This window comes from Corynebacterium gottingense (genome assembly GCF_002285125.1).
GTDB classification, from domain to species: domain Bacteria; phylum Actinomycetota; class Actinomycetes; order Mycobacteriales; family Mycobacteriaceae; genus Corynebacterium; species Corynebacterium gottingense.
In genome coordinates, this window is record NZ_NSGN01000002.1 from 51,418 (window position 1) to 71,136 (window position 19,719).

The window sequence follows — 19,719 nt, forward strand, 5'->3', positions numbered from 1 at the left end:
TGCACAGTATATTTCTACGCTTCTGGAAGTTCCATGCACGCAACATTCACCGCACGCCGGGCAGGCGTCCTCGGGGCCTGCCTCGCCGCAGCGACCCTGCTGACCGGCTGCGTGACTAACACCGAGGACGGTACGCCCGATGGCTGGGAGCCGATCGTCCCGGAAGAAGTCCCCGAGATCGCGGCCCTTGTGCCTGAGCAGGTCGCCGCGGACGGCAAGCTTTCCATCGGTGCCAACCCGCCGTTCGCCCCGTTTGAGTTTAAGAACTCCGAGGGCGAACTCATCGGGTTCGAGATGGACATCGGACGCGCGCTCGCGGGCGTGATGGGCCTGGAATACGACCCGCAAGACATGGACTTCTCCATGATCCTCCCCGCGGTGCAAGCCGGCAGCCTCGATGCCGGCATATCTGGATTCACTGACAACCCGGAGCGTCGCGAATCGTTCGACTTCGTCGACTTCCTGTACGCCGGCATCCAGTGGGCGCGGCAGACTGACAGCGCCGTCGACCCCAACGACGCCTGCGGGCTCACCGTTTCTGTGCAGCGCACGACCGTCTCCGAAACCGACGACGTGCGCCCCAAGTCCGACGCCTGCGTCGAGGCGGGCAAGGAGCCGATCACCGTCCTCTCCTTCGACACCGCCGATAACGCTGCGCTGGCCGCGCTCGTCGGCCGCGCGGACGCGTACAGCGCAGACTCCCCCGTCACCGCGTGGGCTGTGGAGCGCTCGGGCGGCGACCTCGAACTCGTCGGCGAGATGTTTGACGCGGCGCCGTACGGAATCGCCGTACCGAAGGACTCGGAGCTGGGCCCCGTCATGGCGCTGGCCATGCAGCACCTGATCGACACTGGGGAATACGCCCGCATCCTGGAGCAGTGGAACGTCGATAGTGGGCTGCTCGAACACGCACTCCTGAACGAACAACCGATAGAAGGGCTGGGGTAACACCAGATGAGCAACAAGGTATACAGCCGGCGGAGCAAGCCGGAGCGCATCGAGGCGAAGCCGCTTCGCCACCCCGGCCGCTGGGTGCTCGCCGCGATCCTGGTCGCGCTCGTCGCCTGGTTCATCATCGGCGCCGCGCGTAACGACGCCTACGGGTGGGACACCTACTTCCAGTACCTCTTTGACACCCGCATCGCCATCGCCGGCCTGCACACGCTCGCGATCACGCTGCTAGGCATGATCATCGGCGTCGTCGGCGGCATCCTGCTCGCGGTCATGCGCATGAGCCCGAACCCGGTGTTCAACGCGGTCGCCTGGCTCTTCCTCTGGGTCTTCCGCGGCACGCCGGTCTACGTGCAGCTGATGTTCTGGGGACTGATCGGCGCGATTTATGACTCGATCAACCTCGGCTTCACCGAGATCCCGCTCGAGCCGTTCACCTCTTCCGCGTTCGCGCTGGCGGTCGTGGGCCTCGGGTTGAACGAGGCCGCGTACATGGCGGAGATCGTCCGCTCGGGCGTGTCCTCGGTGCCGGAGGGGCAGGTCGAGGCGTCGAAGGCACTCGGCATGAGCTGGCGCCAAACGATGACGCGCACGGTGCTCCCGCAGGCGATGCGCATCATCATCCCGCCGACGGGCAACGAGTTCATCTCGCTGCTCAAGACCTCGTCGCTGGTCGTGGCGGTCCCCTACTCGCTCGAGCTGTACGGCCGCTCCATGGACATCGCGGCGGCCCTGTTCCAGCCGGTGCCGCTGCTGCTCGTCGCGGCGACCTGGTACCTCGTCATCACCTCGCTGCTCATGGTCGCCCAGTACTACCTGGAGCGCTACTTCGAGCGCGGTGCGACTCGCCAGCTCACCGCCCGCCAGCTCGCCAGCTTGGCCGACGCGGAGGGCACCATCCCCTCCAACGTGGAAATCATCACCGCACCGGACAAGAAGAAGGGACGCTAAGCCATGACGGTCAAAGCAACACCGATGATCCAGGCCGTGGACGTGTGGAAGTCGTTCGGCCAGCTGGACGTGCTCAAAGGCATCAACCTGGAGGTCATGCCGGGCAGCGTCACCTGCCTCATCGGCCCGTCGGGGTCCGGCAAGTCGACGTTCCTGCGCTGCGTCAATCACCTGGAGAAGGTCAGCGCGGGCCGCCTGTACGTCGACGGCGACCTGATTGGCTACCGCGAGCGCGACGGCGTGCTCTACGAGATGAGCGAGAAGGATGCGGCCAAGCAGCGCCGCGACATCGGCATGGTGTTCCAGAACTTCAACCTCTTCGGCCACCGCACGGTGCTGGAAAACATCATCGAGGCGCCGATCCACGTCAAGGGCGAGGACCCGGCGAAGGCGAAGGCGCGCGCGATGGAACTGCTCGAGATGGTCGGCCTTGCCGCGAAGGCCGACGCCTTCCCCATCCAGCTCTCGGGCGGCCAGCAGCAGCGCGTCGCAATCGCGCGCGCCGTGGCCATGGAGCCGAAGCTCATGCTTTTCGACGAGCCCACGTCCGCCCTCGACCCCGAGCTCGTCGGCGAAGTGCTGCGCGTGATGAAGGACCTCGCCGCCGAGGGTATGACGATGATGGTGGTCACCCACGAGATGGCGTTTGCCCACGAAGTGGCCGACCACGTTGCGTTCATGGCGAACGGCCAGGTCATCGAGTACGGCACGCCCGCCGAGGTCCTGGACAACCCGCGCGAGGAGCGCACCAAGGCCTTCGTTTCGACGCTGTTCTAACGCTCGTTCTAGCGCCCTTTACGCCCCGAACATCCCGACCAGCCCGCGCACGAGCGCGGTAGACCCGCCGAAAAACGCGAGCGAGAGCGCCACGGTGTGCGCCTTGGCGCTCGGGATGTGCGGGGCTAATTTCGTGCCCGCAACCTGGCCGACGATGAGCCCCGCGGCCGCCGCCGCCCAGAACGCCGCCGGGATGGTCGCCAGGTTCGCAGCCCCGGTGAGCTCCTTGATCAGGAACGAGACCGCGCCGGAGACCATGAAGATGGGCTGCAGGGTGGCCGCGTAGGTGCGCTGCGGCCAGCGCGCCGCCTGCGAGTACACCGTGATGGCGGGCCCTGCCACGCCAGCGAGCGTGTTCATGAACCCGCCGACGGCGCCGGAGACGGCCGCGGGCAGCGCGCCTTCGATAGGCGGCACGTAGCGCTTACCCAGGGTCACCACGCTCAGCGCGATGAGGAGCACGATGCCGACGACCACGAGCAGCGCCGAGGGCGACACCGCGCGGATGAGGAACGCACCCGGCACCGCGCCGACGACGAGCGCCGCCGCAATCGGTGCGAACTTGCCCCAATCGACGTCCGCGCGCATGGACCACGTGTTCAGCACCGCGTTGATCGTGGCGAGGACGTTGATGAGGATGATGCCCACGACCGGCCCCAGCATGAGCGAGAGCGCGGGCGCGGCGATGAGACCGAGCCCCATGCCGGAGACGCGCTGGGAGATGGCGCCGGCAGCGATGGCAACGAACACGCCGACGGCGAGCCAGATCACTGGAACTTCTCCCGCATGGCCTCGCGGACCGTGTGCGGCACCAGCCCGGTGACGTCGCCGCCGTATTTGGCCACCTCTTTGCACAGGGAGGAGGAGACGTAGCCGTACTTCTCGTCCGTCATGAGGAAGTAGGTGTCGATGCCGGACAAGCGGCGGTTCATCTGCGCCATGGGCAGCTCGTAGTCGTAGTCCAGCGAGGAGCGCAGGCCCTTGACCAGGGCGGTCACGCGGTGCTCGTTGGTGTAGTCGACGAGCAGGCCTCCCCAGGAGTCCACGCGCACGCCCGGGATGTCCGCGGTCACCTCGCTGATGAGCGCCATGCGCTCGTCCACGCTAAACAGGCCCGACTTCTTCGACGGGTTGCCGGTGACAAGCACGATGACCTCGTCAAAGCTGTGCGAGGCGCGGCGCACGATGTCGAGGTGCCCGTTCGTGATCGGGTCGAAGGACCCGGGGCAGACAGCGGTGGTCATTGCTCCTCGCTTTCGTTGGTCTCGGGGTCCGCGTAGACGGCCATGTCCATGCGGGCAATGCCGTAGGTGCGCTTCTTCAGCTTCTGGCCCGTCGGGGTGAAGGTCGCCGGCCAATCGGTCTCGGGGCTGTCGCGGTGGCGCTCGACGACGACCACGGCTCCGTCGATAAGCAATGGCTCGAGCGCGCGGACCATCTCGGCGACGGTGGCGTCATCGAGCGCGTACGGCGGGTCTGCGAGCACCATGTGGAAGTGCTTGCGCGGGGCGCGCGCAACGTAGGTGGAAGCCTTGACTGGCTCGATGCGGACGTCCGCGTGGCCGACGACCTCGGCGTTGTGCTCGATGACGGCGACCGCACGCGGGTCATTTTCCACCAGCACCACCTGCTGCGCGCCGCGCGACGCTGCCTCGAGGCCAAGCGCGCCGGAACCGGCGAACAGGTCGAGCACGTTCGCCCCCGTGAACCCGAAGCGGACCTGGAGGGACGAAAACAGGCCCTCGCGGGCGCGGTCGGATGTCGGCCTCGTGCCCTCGGGCGGGACCTTGATCTTCCTGCCGCGGGCGTCTCCGGAAATAATGCGGTTCATGCCACACACTGTAGCGGGCAGGTAGCGCGGGTTTAGCTTTTGTCTAGGTATTCGAAGTCTTCGGCGACAAAGTCCGCGGTGGCGCTGCGCGCGAACTCCAGGTTGTCGGCGACGATGCTGCCCGCGTCCCGGTAGGCGCGCTCGACGAGTGCTCGGTCGTCCACAAGATTGATCAGCCGCAGGGTGCGGTGCAGGCCCGATTGCTCCTTGCCCAGCACGTCGCCCTCGCGGCGGTTGAGCAAATCAAGCTCCGCGAGTTTGAAGCCGTCCGTGGTGGCCGCGACCTGCTGCACGCGGGTAAACGACGGGGAGCCCTGGTCCGCCAGTGTATGGAAGAGGCACCACGACTCGAACCCGCCACGGCCGACGCGCCCGCGCAGCTGGTGCAGCTGGGAGACGCCGAAGTGTTCGGACTCGCGCACCATCATCACCGTGGCATTGGGCACGTCCACGCCGACCTCGATCACCGTGGTGGACACGAGCACGTCCGTGGCGCCCGCGGCGAAATCCGCCATCACGGCGTCCTTCTCCTCGCCCTTCATCCGGCCGTGGAGGACGGCGACCGTGCTGTCCGGGAACTCCGCGTCGGCGAGGTACTCGGCCACCTCGTGCACGCCACCCTCGCCCTCGATCCTGGGGCAGACAATGTACGCCTGGTGGCCCGCCGCGATCTCTTCGCGGATCTTCTCCCACGCGCGCGCCACCCAGGACGGCCGAAACTCCGGCACGACCGAGGAGCGAATCGGCTTGCGCCCGCCCGGCAGCTCCTTGAGCGTGGACACACTCAGGTCGCCGAACACGGTGATAGCGATGGTGCGCGGGATGGGGGTCGCGGTCATGACGAGCAGGTGCGGGGTGCGCTCCCCCGCCTTCGCCCGCAGCGTATCACGCTGCTCCACCCCGAACCGGTGCTGCTCATCCACCACGACCAGCCCGAGGTTGAAAAAGTCCACCGTGTCCTGGATCAGCGCGTGCGTTCCCACGACGATGTCCGCCTCGCCGGAGACGATCTTGAGCAGCGCTTCCTGCTTCTGCGCGGCCCCCATGGAGCCGGTGAGCGCGACGACGCGCGCGGGAACGCCGGCGCGCAGCAGCGTCTCTGCAAGCGAGCGCGCGTGCTGCATCGCCAGCACCTCGGTCGGCGCGAGAAGCGCGGCCTGCGCGCCGTTGTCCACCGCCTGCAGCATGGCGATCAGCGCGATGATCGTCTTGCCGGAGCCGACCTCACCCTGCAACAGCCGGCTCATCGGCCGCACGGAGGCCATGTCCGCGCTGATCTCCCCGAACACCGCCGACTGGCCCTCCGTGAGCGCGAACGGCAGCTGGTCCAGCAGTCTCGCCTGGTCCCGGTCCGCCACCCGCGGCAGGGCCTCCGCGCGACGGTGCGAGAGGTCTGCCCGGCGCACCCCCATGGCCAGCGCGACGGACAGCGCCTCGTCGTACTTCAGCCGGTGCAGCGCCTTGCCGGGCCCCTCGGGGCCGGGCTCGTGGATCTGGCGGACCGCCGAGTTCAGCGGCAGCATCCCGATCGGAGTGAACCCGAGCGGTTCCTCGATGGTCGGCAGCGAGTGCAGGACCATGTGGACCGCGCCCATAATCGTCCAGGTGTTGATCCCCTTTTTCGCCGGGTAGATGGGCAGCCAGTCGCGCCCGGAAAGGATGTGCTCCAACGACCCGAAGTGCATGAGTTGTTTCAGTGAGCCGGTGGCCTGGGACGTGCCGTCGAGAAGCACGAAGTCCGGGTGCTGGAGCTGGGGGCGACCGCGAAAAAAATTGAGCTTGCCGTTGAGCATCACGCGGCGACCCTCGCGGAGCATGCGTTGCGCGTAGGCGGAGCCGAAGAAGGTGGCGGGGATGGTTTGGCGGCCGTCGTCGACCTCGATGCGGAAGATGGGGCGCTTCGGGGTCTTGCGGTTCGGGATCAGGGTCGTGCTCACGACGGTGCCGATGGTCGTCGCGGTGGAGCCCTCCTCCATGCCGGTCAAGTCTGCGCCCTTGCCGTACTGGAGGTAGCGGCGCGGGTAGTACTGCAGGAGCTCGCCGCAGGTCGTGATGTCCAGGTGCTTCGCAATCGCGCGCGCCTGTTTGAGCGGGATGACCAGGTTCAGCGGACGCGAGTCTGCAAACCCAAGCATGGGCTACTCCACCCCAATCTCGGCGACCGCGCCGAGGCCGTCCGCGGGGTACGCCACCGCCTCAACGCCGAGCGTCTCGGCGAACCGCACCGCGAGCGCGTCCAACTCTTCGGCGTGCAGGTAGGTGGGGTCGTAGAGCACCGTGACCTGCTCGCCGCCGTGATCGAGCAGGCGCCGGCACGCACCCTCGAGCGCCTCCGCCGGCGTGTCCGCGATGAGCACGGTCTCTCCGTGAGCAGTAACGATGATGTCGCCCTTGCCCACGGGGCCACCCTGGATAAGCCCCGCCTTTGTAGCGCGGTGCGCGACGGCTGTGCGCATCTCGCCCGCGGCCTCAGACATGGTGAACGCGGCGGTCGCCAGGGGCTGGTTCGCGTCGTGGACGGTCAGCGCAGCGATCCCGGAGACCAGCCGCACGGTGGCGAGCAGCGTGATCGTCTGCTCGAAGGCCCGCGTCGCGCGCTCGACCGCGACCAGGTTCCGGCTGTCCAGCAGCCCGTTTGGCAGCAGGATCACCTCCTGGGCGCGGGAGCGGCGGATCGCTGCGAGGATGTCCGCCACCACATCAGGGCCGGGGGCAATGGTCACGGCGCCGGCCTGACCGTACAGCTCGGTGAGCGAACCGGGCGGCGTGACCGCGATGATCACTCGCTTCGGCGCGCGCGTCACCGGCTCCGCGGGCAGGATCTCCAGCCGCAGGTTACTGACCTGCCCTGCGCCGAAGGCTTGCTCGATCACCTCGCCGGCGCGCTCGGTATGGATATGGACGGTTCCCTCGTCCTCGCCGGCGCGCGCGACGACGAGGCTGTCTCCCAGCGCGCCCAGCGCGTCTTCGAGCCTCCCTAGTGCGCCGACCTCGCCGCGGAAGTAGAACATGACCTCAAGGTTTCCCGCGGCACCGTGCGAGTGCGCCGCCGAGCCAGTGCTTCTGGGCGCCCCCTCCCCCGGCTCGCTCGCCCCCGGCGCGTTTTGCGCAGCGTCATCCGCTACCTCGGCCACGAGGGCTTCGAGGAGGATGACCAGCCCCGTCGCGCCCGCGTCGACGACTCCGGCTTGGCGCAGGGCCTCGAGCTGCGACGGCGTGTTCGCCAGCGCCTGCTGCGCCGCCCCGGTTGCGGCGGCAGCGACGTCGCTGAGCGTGTTCGCGGTGGTGCCGGCAGCCACCTCCTTTGCGGCGACGGCTGCGGCACGCAGCACGGTGATCACGGTGCCCTCGACGGGCTCGGCGATCGCCCGGTCCGCAAACCGCACCGCGGCGGCGAGCGCGTCGGCGACGATGACGCCACCGGAGGTCTCCTCCGTCATGGACTGCGCCAGGCCGCGCATGACCTGGGAGAGCACGACGCCGGAGTTGCCGCGTGCGCCCCGCACCGCGCCCTGGGCGAGGGCTTCGGCGACCTCGGCGGCCGTAGCGTCCGCGCCGATCTGCTCGGTCGCCTCCACGGCAGCATGCATGGTGTGCGCCATGTTGGAGCCGGTGTCCGCGTCGGGAACCGGGAACACGTTGAGCTCGTTGATCTCCACCCTGCGGCGTTCGAGTTCGCTGGCGGCGCGCCTGGCCCATGAGCGCAGGCGGTCACCGTCGAAGCCACGAGGAGTCACCATGAGCGGTTATCTTACAGGCCCCAGTCCACCGGCTGCCCACCTTGGTCTTGAAGCGCCTGGTTGGCCCGGCTAAACGGGCGGGAGCCGAAGAACCCTCGGTTGGCGGAAAGCGGGGACGGGTGCGGGGACTCGATGCGCGGCGTATCACCAAGGAAGCGCGCCGCCGACTGCGCGTCGCGGCCCCAGAGGATCGCCACGAGGGGCTGGTCGCGGGCCGCGAGCGCGCGGATCGCCGCCTCGGTCACCGCTTCCCAGCCCTTCCCGCGGTGCGAGGCGGGCGCACCGGGCCGGACCGTGAGCACGCGGTTGAGCAGCAGGATGCCCTGGGCGGACCAGGACGACAGGTCGCCGTCGGCGCGCGGGGCGACACCGAGATCCTCCTGCAGCTCCTTGTAGATGTTGACCAGGCTGCGCGGCGGCTTCACGCCCGGCTGGGTGGAAAACGCCAGGCCCATCGGGTGGCCAGGCGTAGGGTACGGGTCCTGCCCGACGATGAGTACGCGCACCGTGTCAAACGGGTCCGCAAACGCGCGCAGGATGTCGTTACCACGCGGCAGGTAGGAGTCCTCGCCGCGGAGGAAGTCTCCCATGGCGTGGATGCGGTCCTCCACTCCCGCGAGCGGTGCCTGCCAGGTCTCGTGTACGGGCAGATTCATCCGAAGCTCTCCCATCCGTTGGTGTAGTGGGGCGCGGTGGCGTCGATAAGCACCTGCCCTGTGCGTGTGACCCTCCCGATCGAGCGGAAGCCGACGGGCGCGGAGCCGTCGCAGGTGCCCAGGAGCGTGTGGTCCTCGCCGCCGGTGAGCACCCACTCCCAGGGGTCCTGCTCGAGGAGCTCGCCGGCTTTGCGCAGCAAGTCGTCCGGCGCGATGGCCAGGCTGGACAGGTCGATGCCCACCTTGGAGTGCGTGGCAATCTGGGACAGGTCGCGGATCAGTCCGTCGGAGTTGTCCGTCATCGCGGTGGCGCCGGCGGCGCGCGCAACCACGCCGCGGCCGGGGGTCAGGCGCGGGACCTGGTGCGCGTGGACGAGCGGCTCGAGCGCTTCCGGGATCCGCACCCCGGCGTTGAGCAGCGCGAACCCGGCGGCGGAGTAGCCGATGTCGCCGTGGGCCACGACGCGCTGCCCGGGCCGCGCGTGGTCCAGCGAGAGCGGATCGCGGTTCCCGCCGAGCGAGCCGATCGCGGCGACGGAGACCACGAGCTGGTCCGACTGCGTTACGTCGCCGCCGACGAGCTCGGTGGAATAGTCCGCGGTTGCCTGGCCCACGCCGCGCGCAAGCCCCTCGATCACGGCGAGCGGCATCTCCGGCGGCGCGGCGATGGCCAGCAGCGCGGCGATCGGGCGCGCGCCCATCGCCTCGATGTCGGCGAAGTTTTGGACGACGGCCTTGCGCCCCACGAATTCCGGCGTGGTGAGGTCGGCGCGGAAGTGGCGCCCCTCCACGAGCATGTCGGTGGCGGCCACGACCCGCGAGTTCGGGGTCGAGGGGGTGAGCACGGCGGCGTCGTCGCCGTTGATGGGCGATGGCGAGGCGCGCACGATGGCGTCGATCACCGCGTGTTCGCCCACGGATGTCAGCGTGGGCCCGACGGTGGGAAACCCGGTTCGGATCACGGTTGCTATACCGCCTTTCGTTAGACTGTGGCGCCATGAGTGCTTCCCCGGCGAACGAATCACAGGTTAATAGAACAGCGGCGTACGTCAGCCTTGGGCTCGCCGTCGTCTTCGTTGTGGCGGTGCTCGGCGGGGCGCGCTTCGTGGCCACCCAGGCCGCGAACCAGCCGGTAGCGATGTCCCAGCTCGACTCGCCGCAGGCCGGGTCTCAGGAGTGCAGCACGCTTATCGACGCCCTCCCCAACCGCCTCCTCTCCCACCGCCGCGCAGCACTTGCGGACCCCGCGCCCGAGGGCGCTGCCGCGTGGCAGTCCTCCTCCACCGAGCGGGTGACCTTGCGTTGCGGGGTGGCCATGCCGCAGCAGTACACCGCGTTCGTCGAGCCCCTAACCTTCGAGGCCGCGGGCGCCCGCTGGCTGCGCGTCGACGACGCCACCCCCGGCTCCACCATGTCCACCTGGTACACCGTGGACCGCGAGCCCGCCGTGGCCGTCACCGCCGACGAGGCATCCCTCGGGCGCGATGACACCCCGCTCGACGGCCTGGACCTCTCCGGGCTGCCGGCGCAGCAACACGTCTACGCGCCGGCGCCGCTGACGCAGCTCGCTGCCGACGAGTCGGGCGCGGCGGACTCGTGCCGCGCGCTCACGGACGCCGCCCCCGACTCGATTGCCGAGGGCTACCGCCGCAGCGCGCCTCGCGACGTCCCCGAGTCCGCCCACGCCGTCGGCTGGATCGCGGACGGCAAGGAGCCGATCGTGGTGCGCTGCGGTGTCGCGGACCCGGCAAGCTACGCCGCGGGGGCGCAGCTCTCACAGGTGGATGAGGTCCCCTGGTTCGAGGACACGACGCTGGCGAACGGGACAACCGCCTCGACCTGGTACGCGCTGGGGCGCGCGACGGGCGTGGCGGTGTCGCTGCCGCAATCGGCGGGCAGCGAGGCGATCACGAACCTCTCCGCACTCATCGCCGAACAGCTGCCGGAGCAGGGCTAGCGCTACCGCTTCAGCGCGGTGGTGACCAGCAGGTCCAGCAGGTCTGGGTACGCCAGCCCGCTGGCCTGCCACACCTGCGGATACATGGAAATCGGGGTGAACCCGGGCATGGTGTTGATCTCATTGAGCACCGGGCCGTCCTTGGTAACGAAGAAGTCGATGCGGGCCAGGGACTTGCAGTCCAGCGCCTCGAAGCAGCGCAGCGCGAGCCGCTTGAGCTCCGCGATCGTTGCCTCGTCGTAGGGCGCGGGAATGGTCGCGGTGACCTCGTTGTCCAGGTACTTCGTCTCGAACCCGTAGAAGCCCTCGGCGGAATCCTCGGTGCCGTTGAGCCTGGCGGGCACGCTCGCTTCAATGCGCCCGTCCGGGTGCTCGATGACGCCGACTTCAACCTCGTCACCGTGCAGCTCCGACTCGACGAGGACCTTGCCGTCCGATTCGTGGGCGAGCGCGATCGCCTCGTCTAGGGCCTCCCACGACTCCACCTTGGACACGCCAATCGACGAACCACCCGAGGCAGGTTTGACAAAGACGGGCAGTCCGAGGCGGGCACGCTGGGCGTCGTCAAGCGTCTGCCCTGCGCGCAGCACCACCTCCTCGGCGACGGCGACCCCCTCCGCCCGTACGAGCTTCTTCGTGTACTCCTTGTCCATGCCGCACGCGGAGGCGAGGACGCCGGGGCCGACGTAGGGCACGCCGGCCATCTCGAGGAGGCCCTGGATGGTGCCGTCCTCGCCGAACTTGCCGTGCAGGACCGGGAAGACAACGTCGACCTGAGCCAGGGCCTCGCCGCTTGCCGCGTCGACGAACACGCCGCGCCGGTCCGGGTTGAGCGAGAGCGCCACCTCGCGCTTCCCGGATACCTCCGGCAGCGTGGCGCCCGCGACCGGGTCGAGCGCGCCCTCCACCCAGGCGCCGCTGCGCGTAATGCCCACGGGGTAAATCTCGTAGCGCTCGGACGAGAGGTGCGCCATGACTGCGTCGGCCGAGATGCAGGAAATCGAGTGCTCGGTGGACTGGCCACCGTAAATGACGGCTATACGAATCACAGATCGAGACTACACCAGCCAGCGACCCAGCCAGCTCCCCAGCTACTCGGACTTCTTGCTCCGCCCCATCAGCGCCGCAATCGTCTCCGGCACCTTCACTCCCTTGTGGCACACGGCGTACACCGCCTGGGTCAGCGGCATGTCCACGCCCCGCTCCTGCGCGAGCTGGAAGATGCTTCTCGACGACACGACGCCCTCCGCGACCTGCCCCTTCGTCGCAGCCTTCGCCTCCTCGATCGTGGCCCCCTTGCCCAGCGCGGCGCCGAACGTGCGGTTGCGGGACAGCGGAGACGAGCACGTGGCGACGAGGTCGCCCAGGCCGGCCAACCCGGAGAACGTGCGGGCGTCCGCGCCCAGCTCCGTGCCGAGGCGGGTGATTTCCGCGAGGCCGCGCGTGATCAGCGAGGCCAAGGTGTTCTCGCCGAGGCCCTGGCCGGAGGCCATGCCGCAGGCGAGCGCGATGACGTTCTTGGTCGCCCCGCCGATCTCGCAGCCGACGACGTCCTCGTTGGTGTACGGGCGCAGGTAGTTCGTCGCGCAGGCGGCCTGCACCAGCTTTGCGCGGTTGAGGTCGGAGCAGGCGATGACGGTGGCGGCCGGCTGCTCGAGCGCGACCTCCTTGGCCAGGTTCGGGCCGGAGAGCACGGCGATGCGGTCCTCGGTCGCGCCGGTGACCTCGCCGATGATCTGAGACATACGCAGGTGCGTGTCCGATTCGATGCCCTTGGAGATGGACAGCAGCGTCGAATCGGTGCGCAAATGCTGCGCCCACCCGGTGAGGTTGTCGCGCATCGTCTGGCTCGGCACCGCGAAGACGACGATGTCCGCGCCGAGTGCGGCTGCGGCGTCGGAGGTGGGGCGCACGGCGTCGGGAAGCGTGATGCCCGGCAAATAGTCGGGGTTTTCGCGCGTGGTCTCTATCGTGCGGGCGAGCTCCGGGCGGCGCGCCCAGAGGTCTACCGCGTTGCCGGCGTCGGCGAAGACCTTTGCCAGCGTGGTGCCCCACGAACCGGCACCGAGCACTGCCACATTCACCATTGCGTTGCTGCCTTCCTCATTCTTCCTCGCTGTGCCTCAACAAACTTTGTCAGCCTATCAAGAGTTTTGCACGCCGTGCGCGGCGCGCGGGCGCAGCGGGCGCATTGGCGCGCGGGCACAGCGTGCGCAAAAATAGCGGGTATGGCTGACAAGAAATCGCGCGCGGGCGCACCGCGCAAGGGGAAACTGCACGAGCAGCACAAGGACATCGCCGGGGAGATGTTCCTCACCGGGCGCCACCAGGAGATCCCGAAGCGCCCGCTGGACGAGTTCCCCCGCACCACCCTGGCCGCGGGCGCGGTGCTGTGGCGCGGCGACCGCACCCGACCGGAATCCATCGAGGTGGCGTGCATCCACCGCCCGCACTACGACGACTGGTCCCTGGCCAAGGGCAAGCTCGACCCCGGCGAGTCGCTCGTGGTCACCGCGGTGCGCGAGATCCGCGAGGAGACTGGCTACGAGGTGCGTCTGGGCAAGCTGCTGGGCAAGACCATTTACCCGGTGAAGCACACCACGAAGGTGGTCTACTACTGGACGGGCGAGGTCACCGGTGGCGAGTTCACCCCGAACGACGAGGTGGACGAGATCCGCTGGCTGCCCATCTCCGAGGCGAAGCCGCTGATGAGCTACAACCTGGACCGCCAGGTGCTGGAGAAGGCACAGAAGCGCTTTGCACGCTCCGCAGATACCCGCATCCTCCTCGTGCGCCATGCTCGCGCGCACGAGCGCGCGAAGTGGTCCGGGGATGACAATCTGCGCCCGCTGGACAAGAAGGGTCGCCGCCAGGCGGAAATGCTGGTGCCGATGCTCTCCCCCTTCGCACCCACCCGCATCTTCTCGGCGGAGCCGGACCGCTGCCAGGCCACCGTCGAGCCGCTTGCGGACGAACTTGGCCTGGACGTCACCGTCGACCCTCGCTTCGGCGACCAGGCCTGGCTGGGCGATATGGTCGGCGCGAAACGCGCGTTCGAGGACGTGATCAACGCCGAGGGTACGAGCGTGATTTGCAGCCAAGGCGAGGCCATCCCGGGGCTGATAGCGTGGTTGGCAGCAAGCGGTACGCTGCCGATTGATACGGAAATCAACGCGAAAAAGGGCTCGGTGTGGTCGCTGACGTTCCACAAGGGCCAGCTCTCGGGTGCGGATTACCTGCCTTCGGCGCTACCGGTGAAGTAGCAGAAAGGACAACTATGGCTTTCGCCCCGATTACGCAGGAGCGCGTCGAGGCCACACTAGACGAGCTGGGCCTCAAGCACTACCGCAGCGAGTCGGACGACATGACGGTCACCGCGTTCCCCAGCGCGGTGTGCTTCTTCCGCTTCGACGGCGATATGTTCAACATCGTCGCCCGGTGGCTGGGTACCGCCCGCACCGAAGAAGACAAGCAAGCTTTGCGACGCTGCGTGAACACCATCAACCGCTCCCTGCCCCGCCTGCGCATTCACCCCACCCCGTGGGAAGACGACGCCATGCTGGCCTTCGTCGATTCCCCGTTCTTCCCCAGCGGCGGCGCGGAGGACGAGCAGCTCAAGCGCATGCTGGACTTCTACTTCTCCATGCTGCGCTACGCCACCGATGCGCTCAACGAGGAGCTCAGCGAGCTTCGCGACGACATCGCGCGCGAGCGTACCGCCGAATCCAGCACTGAAACCGACGCATCCGACGCATCCGCCGAGGGGGCACAGTAATGGCCGACCACACAACCGGTTACCGCAACACCGACCTGGACCGCGTACGCGAGTACTTCCGGCAGCAGGGCTGGACCTACACCGACTCCGAGAACCCGGATTCGTTCCAGACGGGGTTCGCGGGCATCTCGATGGAAATTTCGTACACGTCGAACTCGATCGTGCTGTTTACCACCGTCGGCGTCAGCGAGGTCACCGCATCCCGCTTCGACGAGGTATTGACCTGGTGCGAGGAGTTCAACAACGTGCGCTCCTTCCCCACCGCGGTGGCGCTGGAGGACCCGGAGCGCGACCTCGCCGCGCTGGGCGTGACCTACGCGCTGCCGTGCCACTGGAAGCACACCGACGAGCAATTCCGTGATTTCGTGGACCGCGGCGTGCTCGGCCTGGTGAACACCTCCAAGGCGTTCCTCAAGGAGTTCGCCCCGGAGGCGCTGGAAAACCTGCCGGAGTAGCGCGACTAGCGCACCGCCGGCTTGAACGCGGGGCGCTTCGCTTCGAAGGCCTGGATCGCGGGCTCGTCGCGAAGCGTCAGCCCGATGTCATCCAGCCCTTCCATCAGGCGCCATCGGGTGTAGTCGTCGATGTCGAAGGTGTACGTGTTCTCGCCGACGGTGACCGTGCGGTCCGCGAGCGAGACCGTGGCCTCCAAACCCGGCGTCTGCTCCAGCTGCTTCCAGATCAGCTCGATGTCGGACTCGCTCATGATGCCCGCGAGCAGGCCGGCCTTGCCAGCGTTGCCGCGGAAGATGTCGGCGAACCGGGGGCTGAAGACGGCTTTGAAGCCGTAGTCCATGAGCGCCCACACGGCGTGCTCGCGCGAGGATCCGGTGCCGAAGTCGGGGCCGGCGAACAGCACCGAGCCTGCCGCGAAGTCCTCCTGGTTCAGCACGAAGTCCGGCTGGTTCTCGCGCCAGTTGGAGAACAGGCCGTCCTCGAAACCGGTGCGGGAAACTCGCTTGAGGTAGCGGGCAGGGATAATCTGGTCCGTATCAACGTTTGACCTAGTCAGAGGCACACCAACGCCGGTGTGGGTGGTGAACTTCTCCATGATGTGTACTCCTCGTTGTCGTGTGTGAGTGCTTGTGGGCTTAGAGGTCCGCGGGGCTGGCCAGGTGCCCGGTCACCGCAGTCGCGGCGGCCACCAGCGGCGAGACCAGGTGGGTGCGCCCGCCGGGGCCCTGGCGGCCCTCAAAGTTGCGGTTGCTTGTCGACGCCGACCGCTCCCCCGGCGCCAGCTGGTCCGGGTTCATCCCCAGGCACATCGAGCAGCCGGCGGTGCGCCACTCCGCGCCGAACTCGGTGAAGACCGCGTCCAGGCCCTCCTCTTCGGCCTGCTGCTTGACCAGTGTGGACGACGGCACAACGAGCATGCGGGTGCCGTCGGCAATGCGTCGGCCGCGCACGACCTCGGCGGCGGCGCGCAGGTCCTCGATGCGCGCGTTGGTGCAGGAGCCGAGGAAGACGGTGTCGATGGCGATGTCGCGCAGCGGCGTGCCCGGGGTGAGGTCCATGTACGCGAGCGCCTTCTCGGCGGCCTGCTTCGAGCTGTCGTCGGTGAAGTCCTCCGGGTCCGGCACGTTTTCGCCCAGCGGGAGGCCCTGGCCGGGGTTCGTGCCCCAGGTGACAAACGGGGTGAGCGCCGAGCCGTCGATCTCGACGACGGTGTCAAAGGTGGCGCCCTCGTCCGTGGGCAGCGTCTCCCAGTACTCGACGGCCGCGTCCCAGTCGGCGCCCTTCGGCGCGTACTCGCGGCCCTTGACGTATTCAAACGTCGTCTCGTCCGGGGCGACCATGCCCGCACGCGCGCCCGCCTCGATGGACATGTTGCAGATGGTCATGCGCGCTTCCATCGACAGCTTGCGGATCGCCTCGCCGCGGTACTCGATGATGTGGCCCTGCCCTCCACCGGTGCCGATCTTGGCGATGATGGCCAGAATCAGGTCCTTCGCGCTCACGCCCTCGGCGAGCTCGCCGGTAACCTCGACGGCCATCGTCTTAAACGGCTTGAGCGACAGGGTCTGCGTCGCCATCACGTGCTCGACCTCGCTGGTGCCGATGCCCATGGCGATGGAGCCGAACGCGCCGTGCGTCGAGGTGTGCGAGTCGCCGCACACAATCGTCATGCCGGGCTGGGTGATTCCCAGCTGCGGGCCAACCGTGTGGACGATGCCCTGCTTGACGTCGCCCATCGGGTGCAGCGTCACGCCGAATTCCTCGCAGTTCTTGCGCAGCGTCTCCACCTGGGTGCGCGACGTCGGCTCGGAGATCTCCAGCAGGTTGCCGTTCACGATGCCTTCCGTGGGCACGTTGTGGTCCTCGGTGGCCAGGTGCAGTTCGGGGTGGCGCATAGTGCGCCCCGCCATGCGCAGTCCGTCAAACGCTTGCGGGGAGGTGACCTCGTGGAGCAGCTGGAAGTCGATGTAGATAAGGTCGGGCTCGTCGCCCTTGCCTGCGGAAACGACGTGGTCGTTCCACACTTTTTCGGCCAGCGTCAGGGGCTGTTGCTCCATGGTGATTCTCCTTGGGTCAACGCACCGTCGAGAAGCGCTGCTTCCCAAAATGCGAGATGCTACTATCCATTACGTGAGACAGTATAGCGAAGACTCCGGCATCAAAGTGCTCGACCGTTCCGTAGCGATCGTCCGCTCGGTCGCGCGGGGCGACAAGACCCTCGCGCAACTCAGCGAGGACACGGGGCTGCCCAGGGCCACCACCCACCGCATTGCCACCGCGCTCGAGGTCCACCACATCCTCGCGCGCACCGACACGGGCGCCTGGACGTTGGGCCCCACGCTCGAGTCGTTCTCTTCGGGCACGCCGCCGCGGCTGCTCAGTGCGGCGTCGCCCATCATGCGCGAACTCGTCGCCACGACCGGCGAGGCGGTCCAGCTCTACGAGCTCACCGGCGACACCCGCACGTGCATCGCCGCCGAGGAACCCGCGGCCGGCCTGACCTACACCGTGCCGGTCGGCTCGCAGCTCTCGCTCACCGCGGGTTCGGCCGCGCGAGTCTACGCCGCACATGCGCTTATCGACGCCACCCCGTTCCCCACCTCCGAACTGGACTCCGTGCGCGAGACGGGCTTGGCAGAATCCGTCGCCGAGCGCGAGGTCGGCCTCGCATCCGTCTCGACGCCGGTGCGCGACCCCGACGGCTCGGTCATCGCGGTGCTCTCTGTCTCCGGCCCGGCGGAGCGGTTCTCCCCCAGCCCCGCCGACAAGTGGGGCGCGGAGCTCCTAAGCGCCCGCGGCCGGCTCGAGGCCGCCCTCTAAGTTAGGCCTCTAAGTTAGGCCTCGACGAAGCCCTCGCCGATGCGCCACTGCTGCTCGTGCGCGAGCGACACGGTGGCGTCCGGGTCTTCGACGTCGGACACGCGGTAGTAGAGCATGTCTACGTAGTCATGGTGGATGCTGGCGACCCCGTACCCGTGACCGTCAAAATCGATGTGCTTGACCCACGGGTTGTTGTCACGAATGACCTTCTCCACCAGCAGCGAGGTGGAGTTATCCTCCTCGTGGTAGGTGCCAAACGCGCTGGTGAGAATCTCGTCCACGTTGGGCGCCGAGATGGAGGTGGTGACCATCTCGCAGCCGATCTCGCCGTAGGTCGAGGAGATGGAGTTCGCCCACTCGGAGTGGATGTCGCCGGTGAGGAACAAGACATTGCTCTCCTGCTCGTCCAGCATCGTAAGCAGACGGTTGCGCTCGGCAGCGTAGCCGTCCCACTGGTCCGAATTGACCGCGATACCGGTGGAGCGCTCCTTAATGAACCCGACGGCTTCATTCGCCTTGTCGTTGTCCGCGATGGTGACAAAGCGCATCGGGGAAATCATCACCGAGTTGCCCAGCACGTCCCAGCTAGCGTTGGATTCCTGCAGCTGCTCGGCAAGCCAATTAAATTGCTCGCTGCCCAGCATCGTGCGATCCGGATCGTCGAAGTGGTCGCTGCCGGACTCCTCGTCGCGGTAGGTGCGCAGGTCCATCATGGTCAGCTGCGCAAGCTTGCCAAAGTTGAAGCGGCGGTAGATGCGGCGCTCGCCCGACAAGGATTCCGCGCGGACCGGAAGCCACTCAAAATAGGCCTGCATCGCGGCGTCGCGGCGCTCGTCAAACTGCCCTTCCACGCGGCCGTCCGTGTGGTTCTCCGCGCCTTCGCGCCAGTTGTTGTTGGCCACCTCGTGGTCATCCCACACCACGATCCACGGGCAGGCCGCGTGCGCCGCCTGCAGGTTGAGGTCCGTACGGTAGCGCCCGTAGCGCTGGCGGTAGTCCTCCAGCGTGGTGATCTCCCACTCCGGGTGGTGCATACGGGCGACACCGCTCTTGCCCGCGTACTCGCCCGTGGGGTACTCGTAGATGTAGTCGCCCAAGAAGACCACGTGGTCGATCTCGCCACTGCGTCCGCGCTCGGCCATGTCCGCATACGCCCGGAAGTACCCGGATTCCCAGTTGGCACAGGAGGCGATGGCCAGGTTGAGCTGATCCAGGTCCGCGTCCTCCTTCGGCGCCGTCAGCGCGCGCCCGACCGGAGAGACCGCTCCCTCATGCTCGCCGCTTTTCACGACAAAGCGGTAGAAGTACTCCGTCTCCGGCTTCAGTCCGGTCGGGTCCACGTGCACGGTGTGGTCCGAGGACGCCACCGCCATGACGGAGCCCGTCTTCGGCTTCTTGAAGTCCTCCGAGGTGTCCAGCTGCCACTCCAGCTCCACGTCTTCGCCCAGCCCAGAACCCGGTAGCGCCTCGCGCGACGGGGTGACGCGCGTCCAGAGCACGACCCGGTCCGGCAGCGGGTCACCGGACGCGACACCGTGCAGGAACGGCAGGCCCCACTGGTCCGCAGTGGTGGGTGTTTCCGGGGTGGAGACGGTACCGGTGCGGGCGGCGTACGCCCCGGTGGCCCCCACAGCAGCGGCGGCAGCGGACGCTGCGGCCGCCTGCAGGACGACGCGACGATTCACACGAAACTCTGAGCTCATGACCGCTACTTTTACCCAACGCTCACGCCTCCGCAAGACGAACAGCGCAAAGTAAGTTACTGTTCACTTAAATTTCAGCTTTCCGCTGCTTTGCACGTAACC

20 protein-coding genes are annotated in these 19,719 nt (G+C 67.8%); 8 read left to right on the forward strand and 12 right to left on the reverse strand.

The features are described 5' to 3' along the window. Window positions 1–33: 33 nt before the first annotated feature. Genes CKJ82_RS02390 through CKJ82_RS02400 form a run of 3 tightly spaced genes read left to right on the forward strand, consistent with a single transcriptional unit; the run spans window position 34 to window position 2,679 of the window. Window positions 34–948, forward strand: coding sequence for an ABC transporter substrate-binding protein (locus CKJ82_RS02390; RefSeq protein ID WP_095536879.1), 915 nt, complete (start codon window positions 34–36; stop codon window positions 946–948). Window positions 949–954: 6 nt separating this feature from the next. Continuing rightward, window positions 955–1,902 (forward strand): amino acid ABC transporter permease, encoded by a 948-nt coding sequence (locus tag CKJ82_RS02395; RefSeq protein WP_095536880.1) that lies wholly within the window; start codon window positions 955–957, stop codon window positions 1,900–1,902. 3 nt (window positions 1,903–1,905) lie between these two features. Next, window positions 1,906–2,679, forward strand: coding sequence for an amino acid ABC transporter ATP-binding protein (locus CKJ82_RS02400; protein ID WP_269150535.1), 774 nt, complete (start codon window positions 1,906–1,908; stop codon window positions 2,677–2,679). A gap of 18 nt (window positions 2,680–2,697) precedes the next feature. On the opposite strand, the gene CKJ82_RS02405 is transcribed toward CKJ82_RS02400, so the two are convergent. The 7 genes from CKJ82_RS02405 to CKJ82_RS02435 are packed head-to-tail and all read right to left on the reverse strand — an operon-like array spanning window position 2,698 to window position 9,868. Then, entirely contained in the window at window positions 2,698–3,450 is a 753-nt protein-coding gene (locus CKJ82_RS02405; protein WP_338063593.1) for a TSUP family transporter, read from the reverse strand. Continuing rightward, window positions 3,447–3,923, reverse strand: a complete 477-nt coding sequence (gene coaD / locus CKJ82_RS02410) for a pantetheine-phosphate adenylyltransferase (RefSeq protein ID WP_095534987.1) — start codon at window positions 3,921–3,923, stop codon at window positions 3,447–3,449. The genes CKJ82_RS02405 and coaD overlap by 4 nt, the downstream gene beginning before the upstream one ends. Further along, window positions 3,920–4,510: a 16S rRNA (guanine(966)-N(2))-methyltransferase RsmD gene (gene rsmD, locus CKJ82_RS02415; RefSeq protein WP_095534988.1), complete on the reverse strand. Its 591-nt coding sequence runs from the start codon at window positions 4,508–4,510 to the stop codon at window positions 3,920–3,922. The genes coaD and rsmD overlap by 4 nt, the downstream gene beginning before the upstream one ends. A gap of 32 nt (window positions 4,511–4,542) precedes the next feature. After that, on the reverse strand, window positions 4,543–6,645 hold the full coding sequence (locus CKJ82_RS02420; protein ID WP_095536881.1) for an ATP-dependent DNA helicase RecG: 2,103 nt from the start codon (window positions 6,643–6,645) through the stop codon (window positions 4,543–4,545). 3 nt (window positions 6,646–6,648) lie between these two features. Further along, window positions 6,649–8,250, reverse strand: coding sequence for a fatty acid kinase ATP-binding subunit FakA (locus tag CKJ82_RS02425; protein ID WP_095536882.1), 1,602 nt, complete (start codon window positions 8,248–8,250; stop codon window positions 6,649–6,651). Between the two features lie 11 nt (window positions 8,251–8,261). Next, on the reverse strand, window positions 8,262–8,906 hold the full coding sequence (locus CKJ82_RS02430) for a uracil-DNA glycosylase (protein WP_095536883.1): 645 nt from the start codon (window positions 8,904–8,906) through the stop codon (window positions 8,262–8,264). After that, on the reverse strand, window positions 8,903–9,868 hold the full coding sequence (locus tag CKJ82_RS02435) for a thiamine-phosphate kinase (protein ID WP_095536884.1): 966 nt from the start codon (window positions 9,866–9,868) through the stop codon (window positions 8,903–8,905). The genes CKJ82_RS02430 and CKJ82_RS02435 overlap by 4 nt, the downstream gene beginning before the upstream one ends. 35 nt (window positions 9,869–9,903) lie before the next feature. On the opposite strand from CKJ82_RS02435, the gene CKJ82_RS02440 reads away from it, so the two are divergent. Next, window positions 9,904–10,863, forward strand: a complete 960-nt coding sequence (locus CKJ82_RS02440; RefSeq protein WP_095536885.1) for a DUF3515 domain-containing protein — start codon at window positions 9,904–9,906, stop codon at window positions 10,861–10,863. A gap of 2 nt (window positions 10,864–10,865) precedes the next feature. Here the strand turns inward: CKJ82_RS02440 and CKJ82_RS02445 are convergent, their stop codons facing one another. Together CKJ82_RS02445 and CKJ82_RS02450 are read right to left on the reverse strand one after the other, a co-directional pair. Then, complete coding sequence (locus CKJ82_RS02445; protein WP_095536886.1) at window positions 10,866–11,912, reverse strand: D-alanine--D-alanine ligase family protein; 1,047 nt, start codon at window positions 11,910–11,912, stop codon at window positions 10,866–10,868. 42 nt (window positions 11,913–11,954) lie between these two features. After that, window positions 11,955–12,950 (reverse strand): NAD(P)H-dependent glycerol-3-phosphate dehydrogenase, encoded by a 996-nt coding sequence (locus tag CKJ82_RS02450; protein ID WP_095276170.1) that lies wholly within the window; start codon window positions 12,948–12,950, stop codon window positions 11,955–11,957. Between the two features lie 141 nt (window positions 12,951–13,091). On the opposite strand from CKJ82_RS02450, the gene CKJ82_RS02455 reads away from it, so the two are divergent. From CKJ82_RS02455 to CKJ82_RS02465, 3 genes are read left to right on the forward strand one after another with little or no spacing between them, the layout of a single operon-like run. Then, entirely contained in the window at window positions 13,092–14,126 is a 1,035-nt protein-coding gene (locus CKJ82_RS02455) for an NUDIX hydrolase (protein WP_095536887.1), read from the forward strand. Between the two features lie 14 nt (window positions 14,127–14,140). After that, the gene (locus CKJ82_RS02460; RefSeq protein WP_095536888.1) at window positions 14,141–14,638 is read left to right on the forward strand and encodes a YbjN domain-containing protein; all 498 of its coding nucleotides are present in this window, start codon (window positions 14,141–14,143) and stop codon (window positions 14,636–14,638) included. Beyond that, window positions 14,638–15,093, forward strand: a complete 456-nt coding sequence (locus tag CKJ82_RS02465) for a YbjN domain-containing protein (RefSeq protein WP_095536889.1) — start codon at window positions 14,638–14,640, stop codon at window positions 15,091–15,093. Before CKJ82_RS02460 ends, CKJ82_RS02465 begins: the two co-directional genes overlap by 1 nt. A gap of 5 nt (window positions 15,094–15,098) precedes the next feature. Here the strand turns inward: CKJ82_RS02465 and leuD are convergent, their stop codons facing one another. Next, window positions 15,099–15,689, reverse strand: coding sequence for a 3-isopropylmalate dehydratase small subunit (gene leuD, locus CKJ82_RS02470; protein ID WP_095536890.1), 591 nt, complete (start codon window positions 15,687–15,689; stop codon window positions 15,099–15,101). A 40-nt stretch (window positions 15,690–15,729) separates the two neighbouring features. After that, window positions 15,730–17,151, reverse strand: a complete 1,422-nt coding sequence (gene leuC, locus CKJ82_RS02475) for a 3-isopropylmalate dehydratase large subunit (protein WP_095536891.1) — start codon at window positions 17,149–17,151, stop codon at window positions 15,730–15,732. Window positions 17,152–17,200: 49 nt separating this feature from the next. Between leuC and CKJ82_RS02480 the strand changes: the two genes are divergently transcribed. After that, a complete protein-coding gene (locus CKJ82_RS02480; protein WP_095536892.1) occupies window positions 17,201–17,914 on the forward strand; it encodes an IclR family transcriptional regulator in 714 nt (237 codons plus the stop codon). Window positions 17,915–17,928: 14 nt separating this feature from the next. On the opposite strand, the gene CKJ82_RS02485 is transcribed toward CKJ82_RS02480, so the two are convergent. Next, a complete protein-coding gene (locus tag CKJ82_RS02485) occupies window positions 17,929–19,617 on the reverse strand; it encodes an alkaline phosphatase D family protein (RefSeq protein WP_095536893.1) in 1,689 nt (562 codons plus the stop codon). Window positions 19,618–19,719 lie beyond the last annotated feature (102 nt).

Excerpts from the sequence above, each read along its gene's own strand:
- CKJ82_RS02390 (WP_095536879.1), top strand. The coding sequence starts at position 34 with ATGCACGCAACATTCACCGCACGCCGGGCAGGCGTCCTCGGGGCCTGC.
- CKJ82_RS02395 (WP_095536880.1), top strand. The coding sequence starts at position 955 with ATGAGCAACAAGGTATACAGCCGGCGGAGCAAGCCGGAGCGCATCGAG.
- CKJ82_RS02400 (WP_269150535.1), top strand. The coding sequence starts at position 1,906 with ATGACGGTCAAAGCAACACCGATGATCCAGGCCGTGGACGTGTGGAAG.
- coaD (WP_095534987.1), bottom strand. The coding sequence starts at position 3,923 with ATGACCACCGCTGTCTGCCCCGGGTCCTTCGACCCGATCACGAACGGG.
- rsmD (WP_095534988.1), bottom strand. The coding sequence starts at position 4,510 with ATGAACCGCATTATTTCCGGAGACGCCCGCGGCAGGAAGATCAAGGTC.
- CKJ82_RS02420 (WP_095536881.1), bottom strand. The coding sequence starts at position 6,645 with ATGCTTGGGTTTGCAGACTCGCGTCCGCTGAACCTGGTCATCCCGCTC.
- CKJ82_RS02425 (WP_095536882.1), bottom strand. The coding sequence starts at position 8,250 with ATGGTGACTCCTCGTGGCTTCGACGGTGACCGCCTGCGCTCATGGGCC.
- CKJ82_RS02430 (WP_095536883.1), bottom strand. The coding sequence starts at position 8,906 with ATGAATCTGCCCGTACACGAGACCTGGCAGGCACCGCTCGCGGGAGTG.
- CKJ82_RS02440 (WP_095536885.1), top strand. The coding sequence starts at position 9,904 with ATGAGTGCTTCCCCGGCGAACGAATCACAGGTTAATAGAACAGCGGCG.
- CKJ82_RS02450 (WP_095276170.1), bottom strand. The coding sequence starts at position 12,950 with ATGGTGAATGTGGCAGTGCTCGGTGCCGGTTCGTGGGGCACCACGCTG.
- CKJ82_RS02455 (WP_095536887.1), top strand. The coding sequence starts at position 13,092 with ATGGCTGACAAGAAATCGCGCGCGGGCGCACCGCGCAAGGGGAAACTG.
- CKJ82_RS02460 (WP_095536888.1), top strand. The coding sequence starts at position 14,141 with ATGGCTTTCGCCCCGATTACGCAGGAGCGCGTCGAGGCCACACTAGAC.
- CKJ82_RS02465 (WP_095536889.1), top strand. The coding sequence starts at position 14,638 with ATGGCCGACCACACAACCGGTTACCGCAACACCGACCTGGACCGCGTA.
- leuD (WP_095536890.1), bottom strand. The coding sequence starts at position 15,689 with ATGGAGAAGTTCACCACCCACACCGGCGTTGGTGTGCCTCTGACTAGG.
- leuC (WP_095536891.1), bottom strand. The coding sequence starts at position 17,151 with ATGGAGCAACAGCCCCTGACGCTGGCCGAAAAAGTGTGGAACGACCAC.
- CKJ82_RS02480 (WP_095536892.1), top strand. The coding sequence starts at position 17,201 with ATGCGAGATGCTACTATCCATTACGTGAGACAGTATAGCGAAGACTCC.
- CKJ82_RS02485 (WP_095536893.1), bottom strand. The coding sequence starts at position 19,617 with ATGAGCTCAGAGTTTCGTGTGAATCGTCGCGTCGTCCTGCAGGCGGCC.